The following is a 15,474-nucleotide window of genomic DNA, read 5'->3' on the forward strand; positions in this document are numbered from 1 at the left end:
TGGATAAAAAAGCCCTGCATTGCAGGGCTTTTTCTTGGGCGCTGACTTTAGCGGTCAGGGGCGTCTGGCTTGGCCAGCAAGCTATAGACGCAGGGCAGTACGAACAGGGTGAAGAGGGTGCCGATGGACATCCCGGTGGCGATCACCAAGCCAATGTCAAAGCGGCTCACTGCCCCGGCGCCACTAGCCAAGATCAGCGGCAGCATGCCAAAGACCATGGCCGCGGTGGTCATCAGTACCGGTCGCAGGCGAATCGCGGCGGCTTGTTCGACGGCCGCACGGCGGCTTAGGCCCTTTTCGCGGCGCAGTTGATTGGCGAACTCGACGATCAAGATGCCGTGTTTGGTGATCAAGCCAATCAGGGTGACCAAGCCCACCTGGGTGTAGATGTTCATGCTCGACCAGCCAAGGAACAACGGGATCAGCGCGCCGCAAATCGACAGCGGCACGGTGATCATAATCACCAGTGGGTCGCGGAAACTCTCGAACTGCGCGGCCAGCACCAGGAAAATCAAGGCCAGGGCCAGGGCAAAGGTGGTGTACAGGGCGTTGCCTTCCTGCACCAGCTGCCGCGAGGCGCCGGCAAAGTCGCCGCTAAAGCCCGCCGGTGCTTCTTCACGCATGATCTGCTGCACGCTGTCGATGGCCTCGCCCATGCTGACAATCGGGAAGCCCTGCACAATTGCCGAGTTGAGCTGCTGGAACTGGTTCAGCTGAGTGGGCCGGGCGCGGTCGCTGACCTTTACCAGCGTCGACAGCGCCACCATGCTGCCGCTGTTACTCCTGACGTAGTAGCTGTTGAGCCAGCCTGGATTGTCGCGAAAGGCACGCTCGACCTGGGCGATCACCTTGTAACTGCGCCCGTCGATGATAAAGCGGTTGATCTCGCCTTCACCCAGCAGGCTCGCCAGGGTCATGCCCAGGTCTTCCATGGACACGCCCATCTGCGCGGCCTTTTCCCGGTCGATCTCGACCACCACCTCGGGCTTATCGAAGGCCAGGTCGACATCGACAAAGGCAAACTTGCCCGACTCCTCCGCGCGCTTTTTCACCCTTTCTGCCAGTTGCAGCAGCGATTGGTAGTCGTTGGGGGTGTTGATCACAAACTGGAACGGCAGGCCTTCACCGGTGCCAGGCAGCGCGGGCAGGTTAAAGCCGAAAATTTGCAGGCCGGGGATCTGCGCCAGACGGGCCTGCACCTCGGGCAGTATCTCCATTTGCGTGCGTTGACGTTCATCCCAGGGCACCATCAGAAAGCCGCCAATCCCCGATTGCACGCCGCTGATGCCGTTGATTTGGAACGACGAGTAATACTCGGGGAAGTCCTTAAAAATCTCTACGAATTGATCGGTGTATTTGTTCAGGTAGTCGAGGTTGGTCGGCTGCGGCGCGCTGGCCATCATAAAGATGATGCCCTGGTCCTCATCAGGCGCCAGCTCATTCTTGGTGAACTTGAGCAGCAGCGGAATCAAACACAGCACGATGATGGCAAACACCACGACCACCGGCCGAGTGTCCAGCGTGCTGCTCAAGCTGCGTTGGTAGCGGCGCTTAAGGCTGTCGAAGAGTTGATCAAGCTTATGCACAAAGCCTGAGGGCTTGGTTTCATGGCGCAGCAGCTTGGAGCACATCATCGGCGACAGGGTCAGGGCGACGATGCCGGAGATAATCACCGCCCCGGCCAAGGTCAGGGCGAACTCCTTAAACAGCGCTCCCGTGAGCCCCTCGAGGAAGCCGATGGGGGCATAGACGGCGGCCAAGGTGATGGTCATCGACACCACCGGCACGGCAATTTCACGGGCGCCGAGCAGGGCCGCGTCAAAGGGTGTTTTGCCTTCTTCGATATGGCGGTGGATGTTCTCCACCACCACGATGGCATCGTCCACCACCAGGCCGATGGCCAATACCATGGCCAGCAGCGTGAGCAGGTTGATCGAGTAGCCCATCAACTGCATAAAGAACAGCACGCCAATCATCGACAGCGGAATGGTGATCACCGGGATCACCACCGAACGCAGAGCCCCCAAGAACAGGAACACCACGACGATGACGATCAGGATCGCCTCGCCCAAGGTCTTCACCACCTCATCGATGGAGGCCCGGATAAAGCGCGTGGCGTCGTAGGCGATGGAGACTTTGAGGTTTGGCGGCAGCTGCGCCTCCAGCTCCGGCAGCACCTGGTTGACCTCTTTGATCACATCCAGCGGGTTGGCGCCGGGGGTGCCTTTGATGCCGATATACACCGAGGGGATGCCGTCGAAGGAGCTGATCGAATCGTAGTTCTCCGCGCCCATCTCGACCCGCGCCACATCGCGCAGCAGCACGCGGCTGTCGCCTTGGGTTTTTAGCGGAATGGCCGCGAAGGCCTCAGCGGACTTTAAGTCGGTCTCGGCGTTGAGGCTGGTGACCACGTACTCGCCTTTGGTTTCACCGGCGGCGGCGAGGAAGTTGTAGCGCCGCACCGCGCTGTTGACATCGCTGGCGGTGACGCCATAAGCGGCCATTTTCACCGGATCGAGCCACAGGCGCATGGCGAACACCTGATTGCCGAGGATCTCGGCTTCGGCCATGCCGGGCAGGGTGGCCAGCTTGGGCTGAATGACCCGCGACAGGTAATCGGTGATCTGCGGATTGGACAGCACGTCGCTGTAGAAGCTGATGTACATCAGCGCCGTGGAGTCGGCAGCTTCTTTGCTTAGCACCGGATCTTCAGCGGCATCCGGCAGTTTGTTTTTGACCTCGTTGGCCTTGGCCAGCAGTTCGGTAAACAGGCGGTCGCTGTTGGCGCCGATGCGCGCGTAAATGGAAATCACCGAGACATTCTGGCGGCTGGCGCTGGTCATGTAGTCGATGCCATCGGCACTGGCCAGGCTCTGCTGCAAGGGCTGGGTGATGTAGCCCTGAATAGTCTCCGCGTTCGCTCCGGGGTAAGCGGTGGTCACGGTGATCAGGGCGTTTTCCATCTGCGGGTATTGGCGGATGGTCAGCTTGCTGAAGGCTTGCAGGCCGAGCAGCACGATCAGCAGGCTGACCACGGTGGCCAGCACGGGGCGACGGATAAACGGATCGGTAAACGCCATAGCTAATTCCTCAGGCCGTCTGCGGCTTATTGGGCTGCCGCAGTGCTGGGGGCACCGACGATGCTGACATGGGCGCCGTTATCCAGCTTCAGTTGGCCACTGGTAACCACTCGCTCGCCGGCGCTAAGACCTTTGCTGATCACGACCTGGCCGTCACGGCGTTCACCGGTCTGGATAAAGCGCCGCTCGACCTGAAGTTGCTCCTGGCCCTGTGCGTCTTTGAGTGGCTGGCCTTGCTCATCCAGCTTGGGCTTGATCACGTACAGCGAGTTACCGTACAGCGTGTAAGTCACAGCCAATTCAGATACCACCACGCTTGGCGTGGTTTGCGGCAGCAGCACCTGCAAGTTGGCGAACATGCCGGGCAGCAGTTTGCCGTTGGGATTGGGCAGTACGGCGCGGACTTGGATATTGCGCGTGCTGTCCTCGACCCGCGGGTTGAGCGCGGCGATCTTGCCCTTGAAAGTTTGCTGCGGATAGGCCGCGACACTCACCTCCACCTGCTGGCCGATGGCTAACAGCGGCACATCTTGTTCGGGCAGGAAGAAGTCGACATACAGCTCGGAGAGGTCCTGCAAGGTGGCGATCACCGTGCCGGAGGATAGGTAGTCGCCGACATCAATTTGGCGGATGCCAATGGTCCCGGAGAAGGGCGCATTGATGCGTTTTTTCGCCAGTTGCGCTTGCAACTGCGCCACGCTGGCGGTGGCTTTTTGCAGGTTGGCGGAGAGCCGGTCGTACTCACTTTTGGAGATGCTCTGGCGGTTGACCAGGCTGCGGCCACGCTCAAACTCAACTTGCGACAGGCCCAGCTCGGCTTGCGCGGTGGCCAGGCTGGCTTGCTCGACGGCGCCGTCCATTTGCACCAGAGGTTGGCCGACCTTGACCTGTTGCCCGGAGCTGAACAGCAGCTCGCGCACGGTGCCAGCTACTTCCACGGTGAGGTTGACGCCTTGCAGGGCTTTTAAGCTGCCAATCGCCGGTAAGCGGCTTTGCCACTGCAGCTGTTGCGCCTGCTCAGCTTCAACGCTGATGGCCGGTTGTGGCGCACTGAACTGTTGGATCTGCTGATAAATGGAGAAGGCCTTATAGCCTGCCAAAATCAGCACGACCACCAGTACGGCGGCGAGCATGAGCCACATACGGCGACGCAACATATGCAAGTCCTTGCAAAATTAATAAGGCCCGAGTGGGCTAAGACCGGCACATTAGACGTTGCTTGCGCTGACTGTCAAAGCCACTAGCCAGTAGTTTTAATCAGCAAGTTTCTAAGCGATCACAGACGTTGCTGGGATGATAGCCGCAACTTACTGCATACCCGCCAGCCCATGGCGGGTATGGCTTGGGGGCTTAGGCCAGGCGCAGATGGTTGTCCCATAGCCCGGCAGGAAGCTGCAGAGGGCTGCTGACAATTTGTGGAGTACGGCAGTCGTACAGCCGGCAACGGCCGACGCCACTGCTGACCACAAAGCCCTCGGGCACCGCCCCGATGCCGGCGCAGTCGGCCAGCGGCGCATCGACACGCAGCTCAGCGCTGTCCAGATCCCAAATAAAGAAGCGGTTGCCGCGAGGCGCCGACAGGGCGATGAGGCGCAGCTCGCTGTTGATCGCCACGCTGGCGGTGTACTGGTTCATCATCGCCCGCTGCGCATCGGCCATGGGGAAGTGCTGGAAGGCTTGGCCGGGGCGCTTGATCGCCAGCAGCGGCACCGCATCGCTCGGCTCGCCCATGTATTGCTGGCCGCTGACGATGGTGCCGTCACGGGCCACGGCCAAATGGCGCACGCTGTTTTGCATCTCCGGCAGCTGCTCTTTGCTGAGCAGCGTGCCGTCGCGTTGCATCAGCACCAGGCTGGCTTCCATGGCGTCGAGGTTCATCTCGACGCGGCTCTCGGCTTCGGTGCGAATGCCGCCGTTGGCCACCACTAAGGTTTCGCCATCGGGCATCCACAGCAGCTGGTGCGGACCTAAGCCATGGCTGCTGAGTTCGTGCTCACGCAGCAACTGCTGGCCCTGCAGGCGGTAGGCTCCGATCACCCCGCGGCCCGGATCGCTGCTGTCGTTTTCGGTGGCGTATAACCACTCGCCATCCTTGTGGAAGACGGCATGACCGTTGTAATGACGCTGCGCCGGCGCGTGCAGGGTTTGCAGCAGCTGGCCGCTGTGGGTGTCGATCAGGTAGCTCTCGGTGCTGGGTCGCCGGCCAACAAACAAGGCCAGCGGCAGCGTTGGGTGCGGCACCACATCGTGGCAGCGCTCCTTCACCTCGGTGGCAAACACCTGCTGACCATCGAGGTTAAAACCCACGGCGTAATGCTTACCGGCGCTGTCGTTGCGGGCCGAGAGCAGCAGGGCCTGTGGCCCCGAGCCGATCAGTTGCCAGCCGCCGATGGCGCCGGCGGCAATGGCGAGGGCGCTTAGGCCAAGGAAATTACGGCGGTTCATTTAATCTCCATCATGGGCGTTGAAGCCCAGCTGAATGCCTAAGGCAGTGGCCAGCTCACTTTCATGCAGACGATGCAGGACGTTGAGGCTGTCATAGAGATCGTTGAGTTGTTTGCGTCCTTCTTCGCTGGCAACCAACTCACCCAGCGGTTGCTTGAAGGCGCTCAGGCGCTGTTGAGTATCTTGATAGGCGGCGTTGATGCGCTGCTTGAGGGCATCCTGATCTTGCGGCAGCAAGGCCTGAATGCCCTGGTATTGAGTGCCCAGCCAGATTTGCTCGGCGCTGGCCAGGCTGGCCGCGAGCGTGGCCAGGCTGGCTTTGCTGCGCCAGGCCTCAGCTTGGTAAGGCTGTGGCAGGCCTTTGCTCTGCCGCCCCAGCGGAGTGCCGAGTTTCTTCTTCAAACCATCGATGGCGCTGACCTGGGTGCGCAGGATTTCGGCGATGGCTTCAGGGGCTTCGGCGTAGCGATCGTTGGGGAACTGTTTGAGCTGCGCAGCGATGCCGTTGGGTTCGGCCCACGTATTGAGAATATCCGCCGCCAGTTCCTGCTGGTGATCGCCGATGGCGATGATCAGCGGGCAGTAGCGCGCCTTTTGCTCGGCGTTGTTGAGGTCGATGGCCGCATCGAACAGCAGGTACTCATAGGCGGTAAGGCCCTGGACCACGACGCTGGCTTTGTCTAAGTCAGCGGCGCTGAGCTGCGGTTTTTTATTGAGCAGGGCTTCGACTTGGCGGGCGACCAGGTTTTTCTTGTCCGGCCAGAACTGAATCTGCCAGGCACGGTTACCTTCGGCCAGCGGGCCAAAGGCAGCTGGCTGCACTGCGGCCCAGGCGTTTTGCGCGGTGGTGAAGGCCTGGCGGGCAGCCGTTAAATCTTGTTCACCGGCGCACAGGGCTTTGCCGCTGCTGGCCAGTTGCTGATCGGCGTTGCTCCACGCTTGATACTGCGGCAGCAACACGCCATTGGCCAGGTTGCTGGCCACCTGTTGTTGGCTGTCAGTCGGGCTACAGGCCGTGAGGGCCAGGCTAAGTAGGGCGAGGCCCAAGGGTGCGCGATTCATTGCGGCTCCTTCTACAACGAGTTCAAAAAGGCCAACAGCGCGCTGCGCTGCTCGGCATTAAAAGTTAGCACCTGTTGCTTGGCCGCTTCGGCCTCGCCTGCGTGCCAAAGAATAGCTTCCAGCACGCTGCGCGCGCGGCCATCGTGGAGCAGTTGCGTGTGCCCGCTGACCGCTTGGGTCAGACCTAAACCCCACAGCGGTGCGGTACGCCACTCTTGGCCCGTGGCGGCAAACTCGCTGCGCTGATCGGCCAAGCCGGCGCCCATATCGTGCAGCAGCAAGTCGCTGTAGGGGCGGATCACCTGGTTGGCCTGCTCCGGCTCGGCCGTCGTGCTAACGGTGGTGAACTGGGGGATGTGGCACTGGGCGCAGCCTGCCTGATGGAACAGTTGTTTGCCGGCCAGCACTTGCGGCGAGTTCACATCGCGGCGCATCGGCACGGCCAGGTTGCGGGTATAAAACAGCACGCTGGCGAGAATCTTGGGGCTGACTTCCGGGCTGCCGCCATTGACGGCATTGAGGCAGTCGGGCTGAGCGCTGGTGCAGTTGTCATGGGGGATCAAGGCGCTGGTCAGGCCCATGTCGTTGGCGAAGGCGTCGGCGTTTTGCTGGTTCAGCGTGGGTTGCCCGGCCTTCCAGCCAAAACGGCCGAGCACTGTGCGCTGTAGTTGGCGATCCCAAACCTGATTGGCGCGTCCGGAAATCCCATCGCCATTGACATCGTCCGGGTCGGCGTTGGCCAGGATGTCGGCCGTGCTGATGGCTTCCAGCAAGCCTAAGCCAATCATCGGCGGTGCTACCCGCACGGACAACTGCGTGGCTGGATGCAAGGCGCCGTAAGCCAGTTGGCTCAGTTGCAACTCGGGGCGGCGCAACTCGACTGTGGTGCCATCGGCAAACGCTACGGTCTGCGTGCTGTAGCTTAAACGCACCTTCGCTTCGGATTGCACGCCGGGGATGGCCATGTCTTGCAGCTGACTGCCATAGGTCGGTTCGGGCACTACGCCAATGCGCTTGAGCTGGTCTTGCTCGGCGCTTGTGGCGGGGATCGATAAGCGCACCAGCATGGACACCGCGCTGCTGGCGTCTTGCTCAGGCGGATGGCCGCGTCCGTCGTTGCGGTGGCAGTTCTGGCAGGCATTGCTGTTAAACAGCGGGCCTAAACCATCGCGCGCCGTGGTGGTGGTCGGTGCAATCACCCACGGGCTGCGGAAGAAACTGTTGCCGACACTGAAGTCCAGGCGCCGCTGCGGCGACAAGTTGGCGGACGGCATGGCGAAGGCGTTGTGATCGCTCCTGCGCACGCTCCCGGCGCCGCCGGACAAGGCTTCGCCCGGCTCTGCCTGAGTGAACGGCTCGCTTTGCTCACAGCCAGCCACAGCCAGCAGCGCCGTCAAGGCCAGGCTGAGGCGCAAGGGGGTGGTGGTGAGAGGCAAAGGCAACATGCAGAACAATCCGGGCACAAACTGGGGGCGCAGCTTACCAGTGTGTTGGCTATTGATTCGGGGGATTTACATCCCAAGTTGATCAGCAGTGAAAAAGCCGCAGCTGCGAGGCAGCTGCGGCTTTACGGTGGCGCTAAACGCTGGAACTTAGAACTCGTGGTCAGCGGTGTCGGGGTTCAGATCACTGATGCCCAGTTTGCCGGCGGCTTGTTCAATCGCTGCGGTTTGTTTCACCAGCGCGGCGATGGCGTCACGCACGATTTGCTGGCCGGCGCTGTTGTCAGCGGCGATCAACTGATCGAAGTGTTGGCCTTTGTTGGCGCTGTCTACCAGCACTTGCAGCTTGGCTTCGGTGGCCGCCAAGTCAGCTTTGAGGGTGCTGTCGGTCGCTGCATCCGCTTTGGCTACCAGCGACGACAGGCTTGGGCCGGTCAGCTTGCTGCCGTCTACGCGTTGGTATTCGCCCAGGTAAACGTTGCGGATGCCTTTGCCGTTGTAGAAGTGCGAGTTGTGGGTGTTGTCGCTGAAGCAATCGTGCTCGTCTTCGGTGGAGTTGGCTTCCAGCGCCACTTTCATCCGCTCGCCCGCCAGCTCACCGAGGGACAGGCTGCCCATGCCGAAGAGCATTTTACGCAGGCCGTTTTCGGCGCTGTCGGCTTCAAGCTTAGCGCGGTAGTTTTCTGGGTTGCCGGCTTTCCACTGCTCAACCATGGCGTCGAGGTCTTTAACCAGCAGGTCGGTGGCGGCTTTGAGGAAGTCGCGACGACGCTCAGTGTGGCCGCCCGTGGCGCCAGCCCCTACGACATAGTCAGTGGCAGGGCGCTCACCGGCACCTGGGTTGCTGCCATTGAGGTCTTGGCCCCACAGGAGGAACTCGATGGCGTGGTAACCGGTGGCGACGTTGGCTTCGGAGCCGCCCAGCTCATTGAGGCTGGCGAGCAGCTCTGAGGTGATAGTGCTGACGTCGATTTTGTCTTCGCCGACTTGGATTTCGGTGTTGGCGATGATGTTGGCGCTGGCGCCTGGGTTACCCAGGGCGTGCTGGTAATCCTTGGCCACGTAGTCGATCAGGCCTTCGTCCAGCGGCCAGGCGTTGAGTTGGCCTTCCCACTCATCGACCACTGGGTTGCCGAAGCGGAATACTTCCGACTGCATGTACGGTGTGCGCGCGGCCAGCCAGGCGTCACGGGCGGCTTTCAGGGTGTCGGCATCCGGCTTGGCAAGGAACGCATCGACAGCCTTTTGCAGGGCTTTGCCGGTGCTCGCGGCGTCGCTGAAGACGGCCAGGGCGAGGTCGGCGTAATGGCTGACCACGGCTTTTTTCGCAGCTTCATCAGTCTGGCTTGGAGCGGCCGCTGGGCTTGTCGCCGGTGCTGGCGTAGCCGCTTGGGTGGCTGGTGCTTTTTGCTCACCGCAGCCGGCGAGGGCAATGGCGATAGCGAGCAGGCTGGCGGAAGCCAGGGGCAGACGAAGCATAGCGTTTTCCTTAAATTTGTTAGATGGGACACCCGTCCATGCGGATGCAGACGGCATGAATAATGCGAAAGATTTTCATTTTGCGCAAAGGGTGATTTACACCTTTTTCACTTGGCCGTGCGAGAAGCAGCATTTTTTCAGGAGTTTCTGCACGATTTTGCCAGGTTAGTGCGGCGCTGCACCGTCGTGCTGGATGCAGTTGCGCGGCGCTGATTAAACGCCGCGTGAGGCACTTAGAGAGTGGCCGGATTGGCAGCGTTTTTCAGGCGCCGGGCTTGCTTCAAGTAGGACGTCAGCTCCCGCGCCGGCAGCGGTTTGCTGTACAGGTAGCCCTGACCTTCGTTACAGCCCTGGGCGATGATGTAGGCCTCTTGCTCGACGGTTTCCACCCCTTCGGCAATGACCTGCATGCCCAAGCTCTTACCCAGTTGGATGATGGCGCGCACGATGGTGGCGTCGTCTTCGTCTTCGAGCAGATCCTGCACAAAGCTCTTGTCGATTTTGATCTTGTCCAGCGGCAAGCTTTTTAAGTAACTCAGCGATGAGTAGCCGGTGCCGAAGTCATCAATCGCGATCAGTGCCCCGGAGCGGCGCAGGCTCAGCAGATGCTGGGCGGCGGTGTTGATGTCTTCCATCAGGCCGGTTTCGGTCACCTCCAGCTCCAGGCTGCTTTGGGGCAGGCGATAGACCTGCATCAGGTTGTTGACCATGCGGGGCAACTCGGCGTGGTGCAGTTGCACGGTGGACAGGTTGACCGCCATGCGCAGCTCGGTGAAGCCCTGATCATGCCAGTCGCGCAGTTGCCGGCAGGTTTGATCAAGGATCCATTCGCCAATTGGGATGATAGTGCCGTTCTGTTCGGCTAGCGGAATAAACAAATCCGGCGGCACAAAACCATGCAGCGGATGCTGCCAGCGCAACAGGGCTTCGACGCCAACCACCTGATGATTGCGGTAATCGACCTGGGGCTGATAAACCAGATGCAGTTGCTCCAGCGCCAGGGCGTCGCGCAGGTCTTTCTCCAACTCACGGCGGCGGCGCATTTCGCTGTCGACGCTGGCGATATAGAACTGATAGCGGTTGCGCGAGCGGCTCTTCGCCAGGGTCATGGTCTGTTCGGCTTTTTGCAGCAGCTTCTCGGTGCTGTCGCCGTCTTCAGGGAACAGGGTGATGCCGATGGTGGCGCGCAGGCGCACTTGTTGCTGATCGAGCATAAAGGGCGTGTCGAGATCATCCAGCACGCTTTGCGCCAGTTCGGCGGCCTCGTAAGGCTGCTCGATATCGGCCTGGACCAAGGCGAACTGGTCGCCGCCTAAGCGAGCCAGGGCGCCAAGGCGACCGCTGTGGCTACGCAGACGATCGGAGAGGGCCAGCAGCAACTGGTCACCGGTCTGGTAGCTGTACTGCTCGTTGATCCCTTTAAAGTCATCCAGGCCCACGCACAGTACCGCCACGCGGCGTTGCAGGCGGCCAGCATCTTCAAGAATCTGATCGAGCTGTTGCTGCAATTGCTGGCGGTTCGGCAAGCCGGTGAGGAAGTCGTATTGCGACATGCGCAGCAGGCTGTTTTCCGCCTCGCGGCGCAGCGTGGTGTTGCGCTCAATGGAGGAGAGCAACTGGTTGGCGGTGTTGATCCACAAGCCCAGTTCGTTTTTCTCGTTGCCGGGCAGCATCGGCAACTTGTGCTCGCTGGGGCGATCGGGGTTGATGTTGGTCAGGTGCTCGATGATTTTCGACAGGGGTTTGGTCAGCAACCAGTGATACACCAGATACAGCACCAACCCCATGGCCAAGGCGCGTAGAACCCCGGAGATAAAAATGATCACCGAGTTGGTGACGAAGCTCTCCCCATAAGGGGCGGTGTCGAGGGTGATATTGAGGTCGCCGTAATACTCGCTGTACGGGCCACGGCCAACGAGCTGAGTGGTGAATTGCTGTTCTTTGCCGAGGATCGGGTCGGTCAGCCAGCGGGTTGGAATGTTCACCGGGTCGCGGGATTTTTCCGCCAGCATCGGTTCATCAGGGTGGCCGATGGAGGCCATACGCACTGAGTCGTGCTGGAACAAACCTTCGATTACTTGCATGCCCATCTCGCGGTCCAGGCTGTACACCGCCTGGGTCGAAGGATCACGGAACATGCCGAGGATATGGTGGGCGTCGTTGGCTACGGCCTGACGGGTCTTGTACACGTCATAAACAATCTGCGCAAAGCTAAGCAGGACGCCCACGATCAGCGCTGCGAGCAGCACGACACGGAGCAGCTTAAGCGACAAGCTGTTTTTGAGTTCCAGCTTCAAGTGGCGGTTCCTTGTACAGGGCCTACGACGTCGGTCTGCGTGAGTATTGGCAAAGTAGCGCTTGCAGTCAAAGGGCCATCACGCAGGTTTGTGATCTGCGTTAGCTTGCTCGTAGATGGCGCGTTGCCAGTATCGCGCTAACCCATGGCGCACGCTGTTGGTGCGCTGCGACTGAGTTTTGGCGTCAGTTTAGCGAATTTCTACTTGGCATGAGAGTTGCGATAGCCCAGTTATTGTTCAAATCAGGGGCATCGTCATGAAAGCTCGACTGTTAGCAATTGCGTTATGTGCTGTATCGCCTATGGCTCATGCCGCTAGCGACGAGGAGCTCAACATCACTTGGCTGGTGTTGGCCAGTGTCTTGGTGTTCTTTATGCAGGCCGGTTTTGCCCTGTTAGAGAGCGGCATGTCGCGGGCGAAAAACGCGGTCAATGTGATGATGAAAAACTACATGGATGGCTGCGTCGGCGGCATTACTTACTGGTTGGTGGGCTTCGGCTTGATGTTCGGCAGCAACCTCACCGGCTGGTACGGCATGAACCACTTTGCTCTGCATGACGGCGAGCCTTGGGATTACACCTTCCTGCTGTTCCAGATGATGTTCGCTGCCACTGCCGCGACCATCGCCAGTGGTGCCATGGCCGAACGCACGCGCTACTCGGCCTATCTGATCGGGGCCATCGTGATCAGCGGCTTTATCTACCCGATCTTCGGCAGTTGGGTGTGGAGCGGTTTGTACGGCGGTGAGGGGTGGTTGGCGCGCCTCGGTTTTATCGATTTTGCCGGCTCCACCGTGGTGCATAGTGTCGGCGCATGGTGCGCTTTGGCTGGCATCCTCGTGCTAGGTCCGCGCATGGGGCGCTTTGCCGAGGACGGCAGGGCAAGGACGATTCCCGGACATAACCTGAGTCTGGTGGCGCTGGGTGGTTTTATCCTGTGGCTGGGCTGGTTTGGCTTTAACGCCGGAAGCCGCTTGGAGATGAATGTCAGCCTTGGCCTGATCGCCCTCAATACCCATATGGCCGCTTCCGCTGGCGCCCTCGGTGCTTACCTGGCTCAGCGCAGCAGCTCCAGCCCGGTGCTGCTGACTACCACGGTCAACGGTTCCCTCGGCGGCTTGGTTGGCATCACCGCCGGCTGCGCCACCATGTCGCCGCTGCTGGCACTGCTCACCGGTTTAATCGCCGGTTTTATCGTGGTGCTGGGCATGCGTTTGCTCGAACGCATGATGATCGACGATGTGGTTGGCGCCGTGCCGGTGCATGGCTTCGCTGGGGTGTGGGGTACCCTGGCCGCCGGGTTGTTCTATAGCGGGGATCTGTTCAATCTCGACCGGGTCGGCATCCAACTGCTGGGAATTGCCGCCGCCTTCATCTGGGTCTTCCCGCTGGCATTACTGATGTACTTGGTGCTGGCGAAAACCATCGGCCTGCGCACCAGCAGTCTTGATGAACAACGCGGTTTGGACTTTAGCGAACACGCCGAAATGGGTTACCCCGAATTCAATCTGGCGGTGACTTTCGACCATAAAAACCTACCAAGGAAGGTATGACATGAGCTTATCGACTCGCCGTAGGGCTATTTTCACCGGGTTGTCTGGACACTTTGCCGGCGATGAGTTGCTGGCCGTACTGGCGTTATGGGAGGCCAAATACGCCGACAAGCCGCCGTTTGCGCTCAATGAGTTCCTCGCCGAAGTGGCGCAGCACACCGAGCGTAAATTGGAGCGCGCCAAGCTGTATCGGGAGTTGGTCGGGGCGCTGACAGGACCGTTGTCCGGTTTGCTCGCCGATCCTGAAGCGCAGTTGCGCAGTTGGCGCCAGCGTACCGGCGGCGCCAATTTGCTCGATGACGAGCAAGAGCAGCAAGCGCGCAAGACCTTCGAGGCGCTGGTGAGATCGCTGCTCAATAGCCTTAATACCGATATCGAACCGCGCTTACGACGTTTTGCCGTGGGTAATCTCGCCGGTTTTGAAGCGCTCCCCGAGCAGCGCATGCAAGCCCGGGCCTGGTTGGAGCAAGACGTTTCCTTGCTGGGCTCAAGCCTGGGGGTTAAGCATCTGCGGCAGCTACTCAATCTGCTTTATGTGGGCTTGTGCGAATACTTGGGGCCGGTGGTGGCGGATCAGCGTTTGAGTCAGGCCGTGCAGGCGGTCGAGACACAGGCGTTGCCCTTCACTCCCCGGCAATTGCTCTAGATTTCGTCCCGCGTATCAACGCAAAAGCCCGGCATTTAGCCGGGCTTTTGCTTTTGCAGCAGTGACTTAGGCGGCGTAGTTTTGCGCTACGAAGTCCCAGTTAACCAGGTTCCAGAACGCTTCTACATACTTCGGACGTACGTTGCGGTAGTCGATGTAGTAAGCGTGTTCCCACACGTCGCAGGTCAGCAGTGGGGTGTCGCCGTTGGTCAGCGGGTTGCCGGCACCGATGGTGCTGGCCAGAGCCAGGGAACCGTCAGCTTTCTTCACCAGCCAGCCCCAACCGGAACCGAAGGTGCCGATGGAAACTTTGCTGAACTCTTCTTTGAACTTGTCGAAGGAACCGAAAGCAGCGTTGATGGCATCAGCCAGAGCGCCAGTCGGTTGGCCGCCAGCTTTAGGTGCCAGGCAGTTCCAGTAGAAGGTGTGGTTCCACACTTGTGCGGCGTTGTTGAAGATACCGCCCGAGGAAGTTTTAACGATCTCTTCCAGGGTTTTGCCTTCGAACTCAGTGCCAGGCACCAGGTTGTTCAGGTTCACGACGTAGGTGTTGTGGTGCTTGTCGTGGTGGAATTCCAGGGTCTCTTTGGAGATATGAGGCTCCAGAGCATCGTGGGCATAAGGCAGCGGCGGCAATTCGAAAGCCATGTTTTTTCTCCTAATCAGGTCAGGGGCGTTATACGCGAAGCCGATCACGGGCGGCTATCTAAGCGGCGAGAGTTGTCTCTTTGCGCCGCAGGGTTTTGATCATAGCACTGGGGCTGACTGTTAAACACGTTGCAACTGTGTGGGAAACCATCTAGCTCCAGTGCCCGGTCACTTATTGCGTGGCAGGCAGCCCCAGGTTGCTGGCACTGAGCAACTGCCAGGCGATGCTGAACATCATCAGCGCTACGCCCAGATCAATCAGTCGCCAAGTGGCTGGGCGCGCCAACCACGGTGCCAGCCAGGCTGCGCCCAAGGCCAGGCTGAAGAACCACAGCAACGAGGCACTGGCCGCGCCCAGGACATAAAACGCTGGTACTGATTGTTGTGCGCCGAGCGAGCCAATCAGCAGCACGGTGTCGAGGTACACGTGGGGGTTGAGCAGGGTCACGGCCAATGCCGCGAGTAATATCTGGCGGCGTGACTGGCCTAGCGCTGCGCCACCCTGCAAGCCTTCTGGGCGCCACGCGCGGCGCAGGGCGAGGCTGCCGTAATAGAGCAAGAAGGCCGCGCCGCCAAAGCGGGTAATACTGAGCAGCAGTGGACTGTGGCTGAGCACTTGGGCCAGGCCGAATACCCCGGCGGCAATTAATAGCGCGTCACACAGCACGCACAGCGCGGCTACGGCTAGGTGATGTTGGCGGCGCAGGCTGTGGGCCAAGACAAACGCATTCTGCGCGCCAATCGCCATGATCAATCCGGCGGCGATGAGTAGGCCGTTGCTATAGCTTTGCCACATTCTATTCTGCTCCTGTTTGAGGCTGGC

General features: G+C 60.2%; 11 protein-coding genes. 2 read left to right on the plus strand and 9 right to left on the minus strand.

The window, feature by feature from the left end; all coding sequences use genetic code 11:
- Positions 1 to 47: 47 nt before the first annotated feature.
- The 7 genes from NTD81_RS00015 to NTD81_RS00045 form a co-directional block, all read right to left on the minus strand.
- Positions 48 to 3,080: a multidrug efflux RND transporter permease subunit gene (locus NTD81_RS00015; RefSeq protein ID WP_262178097.1), complete on the minus strand. Its 3,033-nt coding sequence runs from the start codon at positions 3,078 to 3,080 to the stop codon at positions 48 to 50.
- A gap of 26 nt (positions 3,081 to 3,106) precedes the next feature.
- Positions 3,107 to 4,237 carry an efflux RND transporter periplasmic adaptor subunit gene (locus NTD81_RS00020; protein ID WP_262178099.1) on the minus strand — a complete coding sequence of 377 codons (1,131 nt, stop codon included), beginning with the start codon at positions 4,235 to 4,237 and terminating at the stop codon, positions 3,107 to 3,109.
- Positions 4,238 to 4,430: 193 nt separating this feature from the next.
- Positions 4,431 to 5,525 (minus strand): DUF1513 domain-containing protein, encoded by a 1,095-nt coding sequence (locus NTD81_RS00025; protein WP_262178100.1) that lies wholly within the window; start codon positions 5,523 to 5,525, stop codon positions 4,431 to 4,433.
- Positions 5,526 to 6,587 carry an imelysin family protein gene (locus NTD81_RS00030; RefSeq protein ID WP_262178102.1) on the minus strand — a complete coding sequence of 354 codons (1,062 nt, stop codon included), beginning with the start codon at positions 6,585 to 6,587 and terminating at the stop codon, positions 5,526 to 5,528.
- A gap of 11 nt (positions 6,588 to 6,598) precedes the next feature.
- Entirely contained in the window at positions 6,599 to 8,032 is a 1,434-nt protein-coding gene (locus tag NTD81_RS00035; protein WP_262178104.1) for a di-heme oxidoredictase family protein, read from the minus strand.
- A gap of 147 nt (positions 8,033 to 8,179) precedes the next feature.
- A complete protein-coding gene (locus NTD81_RS00040; RefSeq protein WP_262178107.1) occupies positions 8,180 to 9,508 on the minus strand; it encodes an imelysin family protein in 1,329 nt (442 codons plus the stop codon).
- Between the two features lie 233 nt (positions 9,509 to 9,741).
- On the minus strand, positions 9,742 to 11,805 hold the full coding sequence (locus NTD81_RS00045; RefSeq protein ID WP_262178109.1) for a putative bifunctional diguanylate cyclase/phosphodiesterase: 2,064 nt from the start codon (positions 11,803 to 11,805) through the stop codon (positions 9,742 to 9,744).
- A 301-nt stretch (positions 11,806 to 12,106) separates the two neighbouring features.
- Here NTD81_RS00045 and NTD81_RS00050 point away from each other — a divergent pair, with 301 nt between their 5' ends.
- Together NTD81_RS00050 and NTD81_RS00055 are read left to right on the plus strand one after the other, a co-directional pair.
- Positions 12,107 to 13,357: an ammonium transporter gene (locus NTD81_RS00050; protein ID WP_262178110.1), complete on the plus strand. Its 1,251-nt coding sequence runs from the start codon at positions 12,107 to 12,109 to the stop codon at positions 13,355 to 13,357.
- A 1-nt stretch (position 13,358) separates the two neighbouring features.
- Positions 13,359 to 14,003 carry a hypothetical protein gene (locus NTD81_RS00055; protein WP_262178112.1) on the plus strand — a complete coding sequence of 215 codons (645 nt, stop codon included), beginning with the start codon at positions 13,359 to 13,361 and terminating at the stop codon, positions 14,001 to 14,003.
- A 66-nt stretch (positions 14,004 to 14,069) separates the two neighbouring features.
- Here NTD81_RS00055 and NTD81_RS00060 read toward each other — a convergent pair whose 3' ends face one another.
- Together NTD81_RS00060 and NTD81_RS00065 are read right to left on the minus strand one after the other, a co-directional pair.
- On the minus strand, positions 14,070 to 14,651 hold the full coding sequence (locus NTD81_RS00060; RefSeq protein WP_262178115.1) for a superoxide dismutase: 582 nt from the start codon (positions 14,649 to 14,651) through the stop codon (positions 14,070 to 14,072).
- Between the two features lie 172 nt (positions 14,652 to 14,823).
- On the minus strand, positions 14,824 to 15,447 hold the full coding sequence (locus NTD81_RS00065; RefSeq protein ID WP_262178117.1) for a LysE/ArgO family amino acid transporter: 624 nt from the start codon (positions 15,445 to 15,447) through the stop codon (positions 14,824 to 14,826).
- Positions 15,448 to 15,474: the final 27 nt, after the last annotated feature.

It is taken from the genome of Pseudomonas sp. 5P_3.1_Bac2, assembly GCF_025465995.1.
Lineage (GTDB): Bacteria > Pseudomonadota > Gammaproteobacteria > Pseudomonadales > Pseudomonadaceae > Aquipseudomonas.